This window comes from Litorivita sp. NS0012-18, assembly GCF_040371945.1.
Classification (GTDB): domain Bacteria; phylum Pseudomonadota; class Alphaproteobacteria; order Rhodobacterales; family Rhodobacteraceae; genus Litorivita.
In genome coordinates, this window is sequence record NZ_BAABWS010000002.1 from 488,031 (window position 1) to 504,274 (window position 16,244).

15 protein-coding genes are annotated in these 16,244 nt (G+C 60.7%); 4 read left to right on the plus strand and 11 right to left on the minus strand.

Going from position 1 to position 16,244, the window contains the following annotated elements; all coding sequences use genetic code 11:
• Positions 1–84 precede the first annotated feature (84 nt).
• The 7 genes from ABWV64_RS12020 to glpD all read right to left on the minus strand — a co-directional run bounded on the left by ABWV64_RS12020 (position 85) and on the right by glpD (position 7,749).
• Entirely contained in the window at positions 85–1,806 is a 1,722-nt protein-coding gene (locus ABWV64_RS12020; RefSeq protein ID WP_353345510.1) for an ABC transporter substrate-binding protein, read from the minus strand.
• Positions 1,807–1,881: 75 nt separating this feature from the next.
• Positions 1,882–2,154: a DUF2160 domain-containing protein gene (locus tag ABWV64_RS12025; protein ID WP_353345955.1), complete on the minus strand. Its 273-nt coding sequence runs from the start codon at positions 2,152–2,154 to the stop codon at positions 1,882–1,884.
• Positions 2,155–2,200: 46 nt separating this feature from the next.
• Entirely contained in the window at positions 2,201–3,052 is an 852-nt protein-coding gene (locus tag ABWV64_RS12030; protein ID WP_353345512.1) for a carbohydrate ABC transporter permease, read from the minus strand.
• On the minus strand, positions 3,052–3,924 hold the full coding sequence (locus ABWV64_RS12035; protein WP_353345514.1) for a carbohydrate ABC transporter permease: 873 nt from the start codon (positions 3,922–3,924) through the stop codon (positions 3,052–3,054). Before ABWV64_RS12035 ends, ABWV64_RS12030 begins: the two co-directional genes overlap by 1 nt.
• Positions 3,924–5,006: an ABC transporter ATP-binding protein gene (locus ABWV64_RS12040; protein ID WP_353345516.1), complete on the minus strand. Its 1,083-nt coding sequence runs from the start codon at positions 5,004–5,006 to the stop codon at positions 3,924–3,926. The genes ABWV64_RS12035 and ABWV64_RS12040 overlap by 1 nt, the downstream gene beginning before the upstream one ends.
• 12 nt (positions 5,007–5,018) lie before the next feature.
• Positions 5,019–6,107 carry an ABC transporter ATP-binding protein gene (locus tag ABWV64_RS12045; protein WP_353345518.1) on the minus strand — a complete coding sequence of 363 codons (1,089 nt, stop codon included), beginning with the start codon at positions 6,105–6,107 and terminating at the stop codon, positions 5,019–5,021.
• 40 nt (positions 6,108–6,147) lie between these two features.
• A complete protein-coding gene (gene glpD, locus ABWV64_RS12050; protein ID WP_353345520.1) occupies positions 6,148–7,749 on the minus strand; it encodes a glycerol-3-phosphate dehydrogenase in 1,602 nt (533 codons plus the stop codon).
• Between the two features lie 347 nt (positions 7,750–8,096).
• On the opposite strand from glpD, the gene ABWV64_RS12055 reads away from it, so the two are divergent.
• From ABWV64_RS12055 to ABWV64_RS12070, 4 genes are all read left to right on the plus strand, one after another.
• Positions 8,097–8,870 carry a DeoR/GlpR family DNA-binding transcription regulator gene (locus ABWV64_RS12055; protein WP_353345522.1) on the plus strand — a complete coding sequence of 258 codons (774 nt, stop codon included), beginning with the start codon at positions 8,097–8,099 and terminating at the stop codon, positions 8,868–8,870.
• A 148-nt stretch (positions 8,871–9,018) separates the two neighbouring features.
• On the plus strand, positions 9,019–10,026 hold the full coding sequence (dctP, locus tag ABWV64_RS12060) for a TRAP transporter substrate-binding protein DctP (RefSeq protein WP_353345524.1): 1,008 nt from the start codon (positions 9,019–9,021) through the stop codon (positions 10,024–10,026).
• A gap of 152 nt (positions 10,027–10,178) precedes the next feature.
• The gene (locus ABWV64_RS12065; protein WP_353345526.1) at positions 10,179–10,823 is read left to right on the plus strand and encodes a TRAP transporter small permease subunit; all 645 of its coding nucleotides are present in this window, start codon (positions 10,179–10,181) and stop codon (positions 10,821–10,823) included.
• Positions 10,824–12,224 (plus strand): TRAP transporter large permease, encoded by a 1,401-nt coding sequence (locus tag ABWV64_RS12070; protein WP_353345528.1) that lies wholly within the window; start codon positions 10,824–10,826, stop codon positions 12,222–12,224. It abuts the gene before it with no gap.
• A 147-nt stretch (positions 12,225–12,371) separates the two neighbouring features.
• Here ABWV64_RS12070 and ABWV64_RS12075 read toward each other — a convergent pair whose 3' ends face one another.
• From ABWV64_RS12075 to ABWV64_RS12090, 4 genes are all read right to left on the minus strand, one after another.
• On the minus strand, positions 12,372–13,148 hold the full coding sequence (locus tag ABWV64_RS12075; protein WP_353345530.1) for a cyclase family protein: 777 nt from the start codon (positions 13,146–13,148) through the stop codon (positions 12,372–12,374).
• A gap of 21 nt (positions 13,149–13,169) precedes the next feature.
• Entirely contained in the window at positions 13,170–14,045 is an 876-nt protein-coding gene (locus ABWV64_RS12080) for an alpha/beta fold hydrolase (RefSeq protein ID WP_353345532.1), read from the minus strand.
• A gap of 15 nt (positions 14,046–14,060) precedes the next feature.
• A complete protein-coding gene (locus ABWV64_RS12085; protein ID WP_353345534.1) occupies positions 14,061–14,972 on the minus strand; it encodes an SMP-30/gluconolactonase/LRE family protein in 912 nt (303 codons plus the stop codon).
• 77 nt (positions 14,973–15,049) lie between these two features.
• Positions 15,050–15,844: an enoyl-CoA hydratase gene (locus ABWV64_RS12090; RefSeq protein WP_353345536.1), complete on the minus strand. Its 795-nt coding sequence runs from the start codon at positions 15,842–15,844 to the stop codon at positions 15,050–15,052.
• Between the last annotated feature and the right edge of the window lie 400 nt (positions 15,845–16,244).

Sequence of the window (16,244 nt, forward strand, 5' to 3'; positions counted from 1 at the left end):
TGCGGCGGCACAAGCGGCCGGATCAGCGGAAAAAACGGATCGGGGCCGCGCAGATTGCTCCACGCGGCCCCGACCACAGGGAGGTTACTGCCAGGACTTGATCAGCTCGTCATAAGCGACGGTCTTGGGCTCTTCATCCTCATTGGCCAATTTGGCTTTGGGCGATCCAGGCTGGGAGAGCCAGTAGTCGGCGTCTTTCTCCTCGTTCAGCTTGGGACCGATCTCGCCTTGAACGCCAGCGCGCTCCAGACGGGCCATGACCTTTTCTTGGTCGGCGCAAAGGCTATCCAAAGCCTCTTGCGGGGTTTTCGCACCCGACATCGCATCACCGATGTTCTGCCACCACAATTGCGCCAGCTTCGGATAATCCGGAACATTGGTGCCGGTGGGCGACCAAGCCACACGGGCAGGCGAGCGGTAGAATTCCACCAGACCGCCAAGTTTATTGGCGCGGTCGGTGAAGTGCTGCGAGTTGATGGTCGATTGGCGAATGAAGGTCAGGCCGACATCGGCTTTCTTCAGATCGACAGTCTTGGAGGTGACGAATTGCGCATAGAGCCACGCGGCCTTTGCACGGTCCACAGGTGTGGATTTCATCAAGGTCCACGACCCCACATCCTGATAACCGATCTTCGTGCCTTCTTCCCAGTAAACGCCGTGCGGCGAGGGGGCCATGCGCCATTTCGGCGTGCCGTCCTCGTTCATCACCGGCAGGTCGGGTTTGACCGTATCGGCGGTGAAGGCGGTATACCAGAACATCTGCTGGGCGACATTGCCTTGGGCGGGGATCGGTCCGGCTTCGCCGAAGGTCATCCCTGCCGCTGCGGGCGGCGAGTATTTTTGCAGCCAGTCAATCGCCTTGGTCACAGCGTAAACTGCTGCGGGGCCATTGGTCGCGCCGCCGCGGGACACGCAAGAGCCGACGGGTTGGGAGTTTTCGTTCACACGAATGCCCCATTCATCGACCGGCAGGCCGTTCGGCTCGCCCTTCGATCCCACGCCTGCCATCGACAGCCACGCATCGGTGTAGCGCCAACCCAAGGAGGGGTCTTTCTTGCCGTAGTCCATGTTGCCAAAGACTTCGCCCTCGACGCCCAAACGCGACAAATCGCGGCCGGTGAAGAATTCGGCGATGTCCTCATAGGCGGACCAGTTCACAGGCACGCCCAGATCATAGCCGTATTTGGCTTTGAAGTCGGCTTTGTTCTGTTCGTCGTTGAACCAATCATAGCGGAACCAGTAGAGGTTCGCGAACTGCTGGTCGGGCAATTGGTAGAGCTTGCCATCAGGCGCGGTGGTGAACTGCGTGCCGATGAAATCCGCCAGATCAAGACCGGGGTTGGTCACATCCTTGCCTTCGCCCGCCATCCAGTCGGTCAGGTTGCGCACCTGTTGGTAGCGCCAGTGCGTGCCGATCAGATCGCTGTCGTTGATGTAGCCGTCATAGATGTTCTCGCCCGACTGCATTTGCGTTTGCAGTTTCTCGACCACATCACCCTCGCCGATCAGGTCATGGGAGACCTTGATGCCGGTGATGGCGGTGAAAGCGGGGGCCAGAACCTTGGCCTCATACTCATGGGTGGTAATGGTTTCGGAGACGACTTTGATTTCCATACCGGCCAAGGGTTTGGCGGCATCAACGAACCATTGCATCTCGGCTTCCTGATCGGCGCGGCTCAGAACCGACAGCCCGCCGATCTCGTTGTCGAGGAAGCCTTTTGCGGCCTCCATGTCGGCAAAAGCGGGGCTGGCCATGAGGGCCAGCGCCATGCCGAGCGCTGTTGTGGACTTGTAATTAAGGTTCATTGGTTTTCCTCCCTTTAGAACCGTTAACGTCGTGCAGCGCGAGGTCTCCCGCCTCGCTCACTGCGGTGGTCTCATCTACACCCAGCGAAACACCGCCAAAGCGTAGATAAAGCAGACAATCAACGCATAGGGCTGCGGTCCGAAACCGAGGCCAAGCCATGCGAGATTGAGAAAAGCCGAGCCGAGCAGCGTGATAAACAGCCGGTCGCCGCGGGTGGTTTCGATTTGCAAAATCCCCTTGCGCGGGGTTTCGGGAAAGCGGATCGCCAGCACCGTAAAGGTGATCAACAGCGTGGCAATCACCGCGAAAAACGCCGCCGTCGGCCATGTCCATGCCATCCAAGCCATCATGCGGCTCCTTTGTCTTGGGGATATGTTGCGCGGGCCATGGTCATCACACCCGCCCGAGGGCAAAGCCCTTCGCGATATAATTGCGCACGAAATAGATCACCAAAGCGCCCGGAACGATGGTCAGGATCCCCGCCGCCGCCAAGACGCCCCAATCCATGCCCGAGGCGCTGACCGTGCGGGTCATGGTGGCGGCAATCGGTTTGGCCTCGACCGAGGTCAGGGTGCGCGAGAGCAGCAGTTCAACCCACGAGAACATAAAGCAAAAGAAGGCTGCAACGCCGATGCCGCTGGCGATCAGGGGCATGAAAATCCGCGTGAAAAACCGCCCGAACCCGTAGCCGTCGATATAGGCGGTCTCGTCGATCTCCTTGGGCACGCCGCGCATGAAGCCTTCCAAAATCCAAACGGCAAGCGGCACGTTAAAGAGGCAATGCGCGAGGGCCACGGCGATATGCGTGTCGAACAATCCGACCGAGGAATAGAGCTGGAAAAACGGCAGGGCAAAGACCGCGGGCGGGGCCATGCGGTTGGTCAGCAGCCAAAAGAACAGATGCTTGTCGCCCATGAAGCTATAGCGCGAGAACGCATAGGCGGCGGGCAGGGCCACGGCGATGGAAATCACCGTATTTATAACCACATAGATCAAGGAGTTGACGTAGCCCATATACCAGCTCGCATCGGTGAGGATCACCGCATAATTGCGAAAGGTCAGATCACGCGGCCATAGCGAGAAGGCGCCCAGAATCTCCGAATTGGTCTTCAGGCTCATGTTGAGCAGCCAATAGATCGGCAAGAGCAAAAAGAGCAAATACAGCCCCATCACAACAGCCGAGGAATTGACCCGCAGCCGCGCGGCCTTGCGGGTCTTTGGCGGGTTTGCAGCCAGATCAGCCATCAGACACCATCCCTTTTGTCGAGGTTCGTCATCACGGTGTAAAACACCCATGAAATCAACAAGATCACCAGAAAATACATCAGCGAGAAGGCCGCCGCAGGACCAAGGTCAAACTGCCCCAGCGCCATTTTCACAAGGTCGATCGACAGGAAGGTCGTCGAATTGCCGGGGCCGCCGCCAGTGACCACAAACGGCTCGGTGTAGATCATGAAGCTGTCCATGAACCGCAGCAAAATCGCGATCATCAAAACGCCCTGCATCTTGGGCAACTCGATGTAGCGAAACACCTTCCAGCGGCTGGCTTGGTCGATCTTGGCGGCTTGGTAATAAGCGTCGGGAATGGATTGCAAACCGGCATAGGCCAAAAGCGCCACAAGCGAGGTCCAATGCCACACATCCATCACGATCACCGTCGCCCAAGCGGCATAGAAATCTTGGGTGTAATTGTAGGATATGCCAATTTTATCAAGCACATATCCCAAAAGACCAATATCGACACGGCCGAAAATCTGCCAAATCGTGCCGACCACATTCCACGGGATCAGCAGCGGCAAAGACATCAGCACGAGGCAAAAGCTGGCCCAAAATCCCTTTTTCGGCATGTGGAGCGCGACGAAAATGCCAAGCGGCACCTCGATGGCCAGAATGATCGCCGAGAAGGTCAACTGCCGCCCCAAAGCGCCCCACATGCGTTCGCTGTGGAGCAATTCGTCGAACCATTCCAGACCGGCCCAGAAGAACTGATTGTTCCCGAAAGTGTCCTGAAAGGCGTAATTGACCACGGTCATCAGCGGGATGACCGCCGAAAACGCCACAAGGATCAGGACCGGCAGAACCAGAAACCACGCCTTTTGATTGACTGTCTTTTCCATCAGGCGGCCTCTCCTTGCGGCGCGACGCGCCAATCGTTGCGGTAGACATTGATCGCGGCGGGGTCGAATGTGACGCGGGTCATATCCGCGCCAATCGCATCACCTTCGCCCGCGATAATATTGATTTCATTTCCAAAAAGATCGGCGCGCACGATCTTGTGGCGGCCCACATCCTCGACGCGGCGGATGTTGACGGGCAGGCCCTCATCGGCTGACAGGCGGACAAATTCGGGGCGCACGCCGATTTCGATCTTGCCATCCGCCGCCCCGTAGGACCCGCCCAAAGCCACCTCGGCGCCGCCGACATTGGCCACTGTGCCGCTGACCTGCGCGGGCAACAGGTTCATCCCCGGCGAGCCGATGAAATAGCCCACAAATGTATGCTCGGGCCGTGCGAAAAGCTCTTCGGGCGTGCCGATCTGCACCACCCGCCCGTCATACATCACCACCACCTTATCGGCGAAGGTCAGCGCCTCGGTCTGGTCATGGGTGACATAGATCATCGTATGGCCGAACTCGTGGTGCAGGCTCTTGAGCTGCGTGCGCAATTCCCATTTCATATGCGGGTCGATCACCGTCAAAGGCTCGTCAAAGAGCAAGGCATTGACGTCCTCGCGCACCATGCCGCGCCCGAGCGAGATTTTCTGCTTTGCATCCGCCGTCAGCCCGCGCGCCTTGCGGTTCAACACGTCCTCCATGCCGATCATCTGCGCGATCTGCTGCACGCGGCTGGCCACGTAAGAGGCGTCCGCGCCACGGTTTTTCAGCGGAAAGGCAAGGTTGTCGCGCACCGTCATCGTGTCGTAAACGACTGGAAACTGGAACACCTGTGCGATGTTGCGCTCGGCGGTGGGGGCGTGGGTGACATCCACATCGTTGAACAAAATCCGCCCCTGGCTGGGCTGGAGCAGGCCGGAAATGATGTTGAGAAGCGTGGATTTCCCGCAGCCCGAGGCGCCCAAAAGGGCATAGGCCTCGCCATCCACCCAATCGTGGTTGAGTTCCTTGAGCGCGAAATCCGCCTCGCTTTGCGGGTTGGCAAGATAGCTATGCGCCAGATTATCCAGAGTAATTTTCGCCATGATCCGCCTCCCTCAAGCCGCCGCCGCATAGCCCGCAGGCGCGACCATCGCGCCATCGGGGCCAAAGATGTAAACATGCGCAGGGTCAAGATAGACCGAGAGCGTCTCGCCAATCGCCAAACGGTGCACCCCGTGGATCAACCCGACCCAGCGCGCGCCCGCGTGATCGAGATGCACAAAGGTCTCCGATCCGGTCAGTTCGGTCACCCGAAGCCGCGCCTCGAAACGCATGGCATTGCTGACATGTTCATTTATTTCCAGATGGTTAGGGCGAAACCCTGCGGTATATCGCCCGTCGGGCAAATCGGCCAATGTGCCGCGCGCAGGGGCGGTTTGCCCCTCGCCGAACATCAGCTTTTTGCCGGTTTTGGATATCTCCAAGAAGTTCATCGGCGGGTCGGAAAACACCCGCGCCGTGGTCGCATCAATCGGGCGACGGTAGACCTCGGGCGTGGGGCCGAATTGCGTCACGCGCCCTTCCCATAGCGTCGCCGTATTGCCGCCCAGCAAAAGCGCCTCCTCCGGCTCGGTGGTGGCATAGACGAAAATGCTGCCCGCCTCTTCAAAGATTTTCGGGATCTCGATGCGCAATTCCTCGCGCAGCTTATAGTCCAGATTGGCCAGCGGCTCGTCGAGCAACACCAGCCCCGCATCCTTGACCAACGCCCGCGCCAGCGCGCAGCGCTGTTGTTGCCCGCCCGACAGTTCCAAAGGCTTGCGATCGAGCATTCCATCGAGCTTCATCAGCGCGGCGGCCTTTTGCACCGATTGATCTATCTCAACCTTGGATTTCCCCAAAAGCCGCATCGGCGAGGCAATATTGTCATAAACCGACATGGAGGGGTAATTTATGAATTGTTGATAGACCATCGCCACCTTGCGGTCCTGCACGCGCATTCCGGTCACATCGGCGCCGTTCCAATAGATGCGCCCGCTGCTCGGCGCGTCCAATCCCGCCATCAAACGCATCAAGGAGGTCTTGCCCGCCGAGGTCGGCCCCAGCAGCACATTCATCGTGCCATTTTCGAGCGTCAAATCCGTGGGCTGGATATGCATCTGCCCTTGAACGGTCTTTGAGACGCCTTCGAGTTTCAACGTCATTGCGCGGTTCCTGTCTTCATGCGGTGGGGTGATCCTTGTGTCATTCTGCGGCCTGAGGCATTTCGGCGCGCCGCGCTTCCATCCAGACGTCCAATCCGGCGATTTCCGCGGCGCTCAGGCGCAGGCCAAGCTTGGAGCGGCGCCAGATCACATCCTCGGCGGTGCGCGCATATTCGTGTTCCATCAGCCAGCGCACCTCGGCGCTGTAAAGCCCCGCGCCAAAGCTGTGGCCCAAATCCTCGATCCGCGTCGCCGTGCCTAGAATCTCGCGCGCCTCAAGCCCGTAAGCGCGGCACAAACGGCGCGCGAGGGCAGGGGGCAAAAACCCGTAGTCACGCGCCAGATCGGTGCAAATCCGGTCGAAATCGCGCACCGCAAAATCCCCGCCAGGCAGGGGCACGCCAGCCGTCCATTTGCCGCCAACCGATTGAAAATAAGGCGCGATCATCTCCATCGCGCTTTCTGCAAGGCGGCGGTAGGTGGTGATCTTGCCGCCAAAGACATTGAGCACCGGAGCGCCGCCCGTATCATCGACCTTGAGCGTATAGTCGCGCGTGGCGGCGGTGGCCGAGCTTGCCCTGTCATCGTAAAGCGGACGCACGCCGGAATAGGTCCAAACGATATCCTCTTGGGTCACCGGCGTTTTGAAATACTCCGAGGCAAAGGCGCACAGGTAATCGCGCTCGGCGTCGGTGCAGATCGGGCGTTGGTCGGGCTTGTCGTGTTCGGCGTCCGTGGTGCCGATCAAGGTGAAATCATTCTCATAGGGAATGGCGAAAATGATCCGCCCGTCGGTGCCTTGGAAGAAATAGCATTTGTCGTGATCATAAAGCTTTTTGGTGACGATATGGCTGCCGCGCACCAATCGCACGCCTTCGGTCGAATTGATCCGCACCTTGCTTTGGATCACATCGCCGACCCATGGCCCCGCCGCATTGATCAACATCCGCGCCTTGACGCTGCGCTCGGTGCCATTGGCGCGGTCCTCGATCTGCACCTCCCAGATATCGCCGACCCGCGCGGCGGAGGTGACCTTGTGATTGGTCCAGATTTGCGCACCGCGCGCTTCGGCGTCGCGGGCATTGAGAACCACCAGCCGCGAATCTTCGATCCAGCAGTCGGAATATTCATAGGCTTTGACGAATTTCTCTTTGAGCGGCGCGCCTTCGGGGGCGTTCTTCAAGTCCAGCGTCGCCGTCGCGGGCAGGATCTTGCGCCCGCCCAGATGGTCGTAAAGAAACAGCCCAAGCCGGATCAACCATGCCGGACGCCGCCCCTTCATCCATGGCATCACCGCCGACAAAAGCGTCGAGGTCGGCGTGCCGCCTTCAAAGCGCATGTCGCGGTGATAGGGCAGTACAAAGCGCATCGGCCAAGAGATATGCGGCATCGCCGAGAGCAGGATTTCGCGCTCGATCAGCGCCTCGCGCACCAGCCGCACCTCGAAATACTCCAGATAGCGCAGCCCGCCGTGGAAGAGTTTTGTCGAAGCCGAGGAGGTGGCCGAGGCCAGATCGTTCATTTCCGCCAAGGCGACCGAAAGCCCGCGCCCCGCCGCATCGCGCGCGATGCCGCAGCCGTTGATCCCGCCGCCGATGACGAGCAGATCATAGGTCTGTGGCTGTGATGCGGATTGGTCCACGCGCCCCTCCCAAAGCGTTGATGATTGCGCAAACACACACGATTTGCGGCGGTCCGTCAACGCGGATATTTTCGTTTCTGTTCGCTTATGCGGAATACCGTTGAAAAACAGGCAATTGGACCTTGCGTCACGCACGGTATCGGCGCGGTTTTGGCGAATCGGCGGCGAATCATTTTCGTTTTTTCACGGTTTGGTCGAATCGATACCCGCTCGCAAGGCCCCATGCGCGGGGGATTCGCCCCCAAAACGGCTGTTTTGACGCAGAGCCGCAGCGCAGACTTGAATTAAAAGCGAAAGCGCAGCACTGTCACGCGAACAAATTCGAAAACGGGCCGTGAGGAGAGGGCATGTCGCAGAATTTCCGCTTGCCGGATATCCTTGAGATCGCGCGCAGCGAGGGCAAGGTCACCGTGGACGGCTTGGCCGAACGCTTTGGCGTCACGGTGCAAACCATCCGCCGCGATCTGGCCGAACTGGCCGATGCGGGCCGGTTGGAACGGGTGCACGGCGGGGCGGTCTTGCCCTCGGGCGTCTCCAACATCGGCTATGAGGACCGGCGCGGCCTCAATGAGGCGGCCAAGGCGGCGATGGCGCGGGCCTGCGCGCGCCACATCCCCGAAAGCGCCTCGGTCTTCCTCAATATCGGCACCTCGACCGAGGCCGTCGCCCGCGCGCTTTTGCACCACCGCAACCTGTTGGTGATCACCAATAATATGAATGTCGCCAATATCTTGGTCGCCAATCGTGATTGCGAGATCATCGTCGCGGGGGGCGCGCTTCGCCGCTCGGACGGGGGGCTTGTGGGGGCCTTGACCACCCGCGCCATCGAACAGTTCAAATTTGATTTCGCGGTGATCGGCTGTTCGGCTTTGGACGGCGAGGGCGACCTGCTCGATTTCGATATCCAAGAGGTCGGGGTGAGCCAGACGATCATCCGCCAAGCGCGCAAAACCTGTCTGGTGTCCGACGCGTCAAAGTTCCAACGCAGCGCACCGGCGCGAATCGCGTCGCTGTCGGAAATCGACAGTTTCTTCACCGACCGCCCTCTGCCCGGCGATCTGGCGCAGCGCTGCGCCGAATGGGGCACCCATGTCGAGATTTGCGGCGAAGCGGCTCCGTAGGACTGGGTATATCTGGCGCTGATAGCGCTATTTCTGCAGTGCAAAAACGCATTCCGGCGCGGTTTGGTCCTTGGCAAGCCGCCGCCTCGCAGAGTAGCCTTCCCCCGCATGCCGCCTTTGGGAGAGGGTGGCCAATAGGGAGATACACATGAAAAAATTCGCAAATACAGCCGCTGTGGCGGCTCTGGTTACCGCTATGGCATCGGGCGCAATGGCGACCGAATGGAATGTCTCGGTCTGGGGCAAGCCGCGGGTCTTTACCTCGCATATCGAAAAGCTCAACGAGCTGATCCAAGCGAAAACCAATGGCGAGTTCAAACTCAACATCAGCTATGGCGGTCTGTCCTCGAACAAGGAAAACCTTGATGGCATTTCCATCGGTGCCTTCGAGATGGCGCAATTCTGTGCCGGTTACCACGAGGACAAGAACCCGACGCTGACGGTTCTCGAATTGCCCTTCATCGGCGTGAACACATTGGCCGAAGAGGTCGCCGTGTCGATGGCGGTCTATGCGCACCCCGCCGTGGCCAAGGACCTTGGCCGTTGGAATGCGCGTCTGTTGATGCCTTCGCCGATGCCGCAGTATAACCTCGTCGGCACCGGCGAGCCGCGCGATACGGTTGCGAAAATGAACGGTCTGCGCGTGCGCGCGACGGGCGGTTTGGGCGAGGCGTTCAAAACCGTCGGCGCCGTGCCGACATCGGTGACCGCGACCGAGGCCTATAATGCAATGGAAAGCGGCGTGGTCGACACGGTTGCCTTTGCCCAGCACGCGCATTTCGCCTATCGCACCATTGATCAGGCCGATTGGTGGACCGCCAACCTCAACCCCGGCACGGTGAATTGCCCCGTTGTGGTCAACACCGACGCCTATGATGCCCTGTCGGACGACGAGCGCGCCGCATTGGACAGCTCGGTCGAGGAAGCCTTGACCACCTATCTGGCGCAATATGGCGAGATCTTGAAGAAATGGGACGGCGTTCTGGCTGAAAAGAACGTGACTAAAGTCATGCTGTCGGACGAAGAGCTTGGCAAATTCCGTGAGGCCGCCGCAGGCCCCGCGCGCGCAGCTTGGATCGAGAAAATGACAGCGCAGGGCATTCCGGCGCAAGAATTGGTTGATCTGGTCGACACCACGCTGGCCGGCACGCGCTAAGCCGCTTAAGACCTTTGCCGCCCGCCCTTTGCATGTGCCAAGGGGCGGGCGGTTTTGCCCGCCGCCGCGCCAAACCCGTGCAAAGACATCGGGGGCACGGATGTTGCGCAGCATCCAAAACAGCCAATGACATCCACAGGGGGACAGGCCAAATGGCAGGCAACGCATCGGTGCTCAGGGACGGATCACGGCTCAGCCGGATAGATCAGGCCCTTGAGGCCATAGAAATCAGGCTGGCTCTGGTCAGCGGCCTCGCGGTCTTTGGCTTGATGCTTTTGGCGGTGGTCTCCGTCACGGGGCGCAACCTGTTGAACTTTCCGGTGCCCGGTTATGTGGACTGGATCGAGATCACCATGCCGCTCATCGCCTTCATGGGCATCAGCTATACCCAGCGCAACGGCGGCCATATCCGCATGGACATCCTGATCGGCAAACTCAAAGGCCGCGCCATGTGGGCGGTCGAATTGTTTTCGGTCCTGATCATGTTGATCCTCGTTCTGTTCCTGATCTGGGGCTCATGGGCGCATTTTGATCGCAGCTTCGATTTCGCCGCCCCCCTGTGGAGCCGTGACAGCACCATCGATATCCGCCTGCCGGTCTGGCCCGCCAAGCTCTTGGTGCCCTTTGCCTTCTCCATTCTGGCCCTGCGCCTTGCCTTGCAAATCTGGGCCTACGGGCGCGCCTTTGTGAGCGGCGCGCAAAACCCGATTGCCGTGCCCTTGCCGCTCACCGCCGCCGAACAGGCCGCGGAAGAAGCCAGCCACGTCAGCGCCCTCGACAACGGAGGGACCGCCTAAATGGAACCCATCGATATCGGCATTATCGTCTCGGGCGGCTTGCTGCTCTTTGTCATCCTCGGCATGCGCGTGGCCTTTGCCGCCGCCTTGGCAGGCTTTATCGGCCTGACCTGGATTTTTTGGGCCAAATTCGGATACAACCCCGATAAGTTCATGAAAGCGCTCACCATTTCGGTGAAAACGGCGGGGCAGGTGCCCCATGCCAAAGTCTCATCGCAAGCGCTCTCCTTGATCCCGACCTTCATCTTGATCGGCTATCTGGCCTATTATGCGGGGCTGACCAAAGCGCTGTTCGAGGCGGCCAAACGCTGGGCCGGCTGGCTGCCGGGCGGCATGGCGGTCGCCACGGTTTTCGCCACGGCGGGCTTCTCGGCGGTTTCGGGCGCATCGGTCGCCACCTCGGCGGTCTTTGCCCGTATCGCCATCCCCGAAATGCAGGCGATGGGGTATAACAAACGCTTTGCCGCAGGGGTCGTCGCCGCCGCAGGCACGTTGGCCTCCTTGATCCCGCCCTCGGCGATCCTCGTGATCTATGCGATCATCGTCGAGCAAGACGTTGGAAAACTGCTGCTCGCAGGCTTCATCCCCGGTGCCTTTTCGGCCATCGTCTATGTAAGCTTGATCGTCGGCATGGCGATGATCTGGCCCTCTTACGGCCCGAAAATCACCGGCTACACATGGCGCGAGAAATTCGCCTCCCTGCCGCCGGCCTTCCCGATTTTCTTCGTGGTCGGCATCATCATCTTCTTTATCTACAACCCCTTCGGCGGCGATCCTTGGGGCACGCCCACCGAAGGCGGAGCGCTTGGCGCCTTTGTGGTCTTCCTTATGGCGGTGTTCCAAGGCATGCGCTGGAGCCAGCTCAAAGACGCGCTGCTTGAGACCGCAAAACTCTCGGCGATGATCTTCACAATCATCTGGGGCGTGCTGATCTATGTGCGCTTCTTGGGCTTTGCCGAATTGCCCTCGGCTTTCGCCGACTGGATTTCGGGGCTAGAACAATCGCCGATGCTGACGCTGATCTTCATCCTGCTGGCCTATGCGGTGCTGGGCATGTTCATGGATGCCATCGGCATGTTGCTCTTGACGCTTCCGGTGGTCTATCCAGCGGTCATGGCGCTCAACGGCGGCGAAATGGTCTCTGCCGCCGACAGCGCCTTTGGCATGTCCGGCCCGATGTGCGCCATCTGGTTCGGCATCTTGGTGGTCAAAATGGCCGAGTTCTGTTTGATCACGCCGCCCATCGGGCTCAATTGCTTTGTGGTGGCGGGCGTGCGCGACGATCTCACGGTCCAAGACGTGTTCCGCGGCGTGATGCCCTTCTTCTTCGCCGATGCCGCTACCATCGGCCTGCTGATCGCCTTCCCGCAAATCGTGCTCTATCTGCCGTCACTGGTCTGATTGCGCCCGCATAAAAAACGCGCCCCGCACGGTCCATGCCGCGCGGGGCGTTTGCATGTTCGCCGCTTTGCAGGTTCGACAAATATCCCCGCCGGAGGCGCATGTTTCAACCTGCGATCCCGCGGGCGGGGACGCGCCCGAGGCGCCTTACTCCTCCAATATCGCCACCGCCCGCGTGAACCCCGCCGAGCCGCCTTTGATCTTGAACGGAAAGGCCGACACCATAAAGCCGCTGCTTGGCAGCAGGTCCAGATTGGCCATTTTCTCGATCTGGCAATAGCCGCGCTCCATCCCCGCGCGGTGGCCTTCCCATATGATGCTGGCATCTCTCTCGCGCGCATAGGTCTGGGCGGTATAGGCAAAGGGCGCGTCCCAACTCCACGCATCGGTGCCCACCATGCGCACACCGCGCGCGGTGAGGTAATTGGTCGCCTCGCGCCCCATGCCGCAGCCTTTGAGCAGGTAATCCTCGCGCCCGTAATGCCCGCCCGCCGCCGTATTGACCACGACGATATCAAGCGGCGCGAGTTGATGCCCGATCCGCGCCAATTCCGCCTCGATCTCCGCGGCGCTCACCACATGCCCGTCGGGCAGGGCGCGAAAATCAAGCCGCACGCCGCGCCCGAAACACCACTCCAAAGGCACCTCGTCGATGGTGATCGCGCGCTGCCCGCCATCCATCGTCGAATGGTAGTGATAGGGCGCATCCACATGGGTGCCGTTATGGCTCGACAGTTCCAGCTTCTCGACCGCCCATCCTTCGCCGCCGGGTAAATCATCCCCCGTCAGCCCCGGAAAATAGGCGCAGATCAGATCAACGCTCGCCGCGTGATCGACATAGTCGATCTTGGGCAACATCTGCGGCGGGTCCGAGGCGATGCCCGTCTCCAAAGGCACCGAAAGGTCAATATACCGTCTCGTCATATCTATTTGCTCCCTGCGCGCTCAGGCCAACCAGTCGCGGATGGCGCCCGCCACTTCATCGGGCTTTTGATGGGCGATCCAATGATCCGCCCCCGCGATCTCGACGCGGGTCAGATCATCGCAATAGGCCTCCAGACCCTCGGTCGCCTCGGGCAAGAGCGCCGTATCCCCCGCGCCCCAGATGAGCAAATGCGCCATGCGCACGCGCAAACGGTCGGGCGGCATATCGGGCAGATCGGCCCAAACCTCGCCCACCGGTCCCACATGGATTTTCGAGGCGCGATACCAGTTCAGCATCCCCGTCAAGCGACCCTCGCGCGCCCATTCGCGCCGGTATAGCGCGGCGCGCTCGGGCGTCATCCACGACATATCCATATGTTCGGCAAACAGCCCCGCCAGCCCTTTGAAATCATCCTTCGAGAGCCGCGCCTCGGCATCGGGGCGGCGCAGGTAGTTGATATATTGCGAGGCGGCGCATTGCGCCCCGCCCGCCGCAATCGCCTTTTGAAACGGCGCCGGATGCACGCCGTTGAGGATGATCAGTTTTTCGACCAGTTGCGGATTGGAGATCGCCAAAGCATAGGCCGCCGCCGCGCCCCAATCATGGCCGACCACGATGATCGGCCCGCCGCCAAGCGCCGCGATCAATTCGGCCAGATCCCCCACCAGATGCGCCGCCTTATAGGCCTGCGGATCGGCGGGCGCGGGGCTTTGGCCATAGCCGCGCTGGTCCGGCGCAATGCAATGATAGCGATCGGCCAAACGCTCGGCCACCTCGCTCCATGCGCCGGAATATTCGGGAAACCCGTGCAGCATCAACAGCTTGGGCGCACCGCTCTCGCCCCATTCGCGCAGGTGAAATTCGCCCGCTGTCAGTGTGATTTTCCGCTCGCGCATATCCGCCCCCTCGCGTCAGCCGTTGAAATGCAGTTTGAGCCCCGCATGAGGCCAGCGGCAATGATAAAGCGTGCCGGTGCCCGAGGCGGTGATCCACGCATCGCGCATATCCGCCCCGCCAAAACAGATATTGGTGACATAGGGGTCATCCGGCACTTTGATGAACTCGGTCGAATGATCCTCGCCGACAATGGTGATGCCGCCGCTGATCAATGTGGCGACGCAGACCCGCCCGTCCGCTTGCATGGCAAGACTGTCGAGCAGTTGATAATCGGGCAGGGTGGTGAGCAAACGCCCCGGCACCAATCCTTTGGGCTTTTCGATCTGTCCTGGCGCGGTGATGTCAAAGCCCCAAACCCGCCCCGTGCGGGTTTCGGCGACATAGACCGATTTGTCTTGCGGCCCGAGGCCGATGCCATTGGTGGTGATCATCGGGCCGTAAACGCGATGGATATGGCTGCCGTCGGGCTGGGCGTAATAGAATGCGCCGTGGTCCATATGGGTGCGGGTCGATTTGCCCAGATCGGTAAAATAAAACCCGCCCGCCGCATCAAACACCAAATCATTAGGCCCGCGCAGCGGCGCGCCGTCGCACTCGGAATAAAGCGTCGTCACCGCGCCCGTGTCCAGATCGACCCTCTGGATCGAGCCGCCGGTGTAGCCTTCGGGCGCGCCATGGGGCAGGTCCAGCCCGTCGTGCTCATACCAATTGAACCCGCCGTTGTTGCACACATAGACCGCGCCATCGGGGCCGATCGCCGCGCCGTTCGGCCCGCCGGGCAACTCGGCGATCACCTCCTTGCGCCCGTCCGGCCAGACCCGCGTCAGGGTCTGGCGCTTGATCTCGACCAAAATCACCGACCCGTCGGCCATGGCAATCGGGCCCTCGGGAAATTCCAATCCCTCGCACAGTTTGGTGAATTTCATGGCTATGCTCTCCTGTGGGCGATACCTGTTTGGGGCATGTCTGTTTGGGCCATGCCTCTTTGGACCGTTCTGCGCGCCTAGCGCCCCGTAAACACCGGTTTGCGTTTGCCGACAAAGGCGGCCGCGGCCTCTTTGTGATCGGCGGTTTCGGTGCATTCCCAAAAATGCGTGGCCTCCATATCCATGCACTCGCCCAATGTGCCGCCCTGTTCGGCCAAGGCGATATTGCGCTTGATGCGGCCAAGGGCCCCCGTCGGCCCCGCCGCCAATGCGCGCGCCATCTCGAGCCCCGCCGAAGCCACATCCCCCGCAGGCAGGGCGCGCGAGAACAGACCCATCGCGGCGGCTTCGCTCCCGCTGAGCAGTTGCGAGGTCAGGTAAAGCTCGCGCGCTTTGGCCGCGCCAAGGATATGGGTCATGAAATAGGTGCCGCCGTAATCGCCCGACAGGCCGACCTTGGCAAAGGCGGTGGTGATTTTGCTGTCCTCGGCGCAGATGCGAAAATCGCAAGCCATGGCCATCGACAATCCCGCCCCCGCGCAAGAGCCTTCGACCACGGCGATGGTGGGTTTGGGCATCTCGTGCAGGGCGCGCGAGATATCCATCCGGTCGCGCAGCCCGTGACGGCGCAGCCCATAAGGCGCATCGCGGCCCTTGCCCTCGTTCATCGCCTTTACATCGCCGCCGACGCAAAAATGCCCGCCCGAGCCGATCAGCATCACCGCCCGCACCGCCGGATCATACATCGCCTCATGCCCCGCATCGCGCAGGGCTTCGGTCAGCTCCAGATTGAGCGCATTGCGCGCCTCGGGGCGGTTGAGCGTGAGGATCAATAGCCCGTCTTGGAGGTCTTTTTTCAGCGCATCCGGCATGCGGTTTCCTTTATTTCTAGGGTGGTAAATCATGTGAGAGGGAGCGGCGGCGCCAATCCGCGCGTGGAGGGCGGGTTTTTGTCGCGCCGTGTTTCGAACGCAAGTCACGCGCTGCACCGTAACGCACTTTACTGTGCTGCGCTGTGATGGCTCTGTGAGGCCTCCTCCTGATGGCACCTGCGCGCATATGGTTTTGCGGCGCGCGGCTGCACTGACGCTTGTCAGGTTATGGCGCACGCCCTGACCGGTCAAGAGGCGCGGCGGGCCGTGACGGGGCGTCTTTTTGATCGCGCGCCCGCGCCCGATCGGTGCGCGGCAGGCGCAACAAAGCTTGTCGCGCGGCGGCGGGGCGGTTAGCGTGAGCGCCACGACGAACAGGCGCTCCCGCATTTGGGGGCAG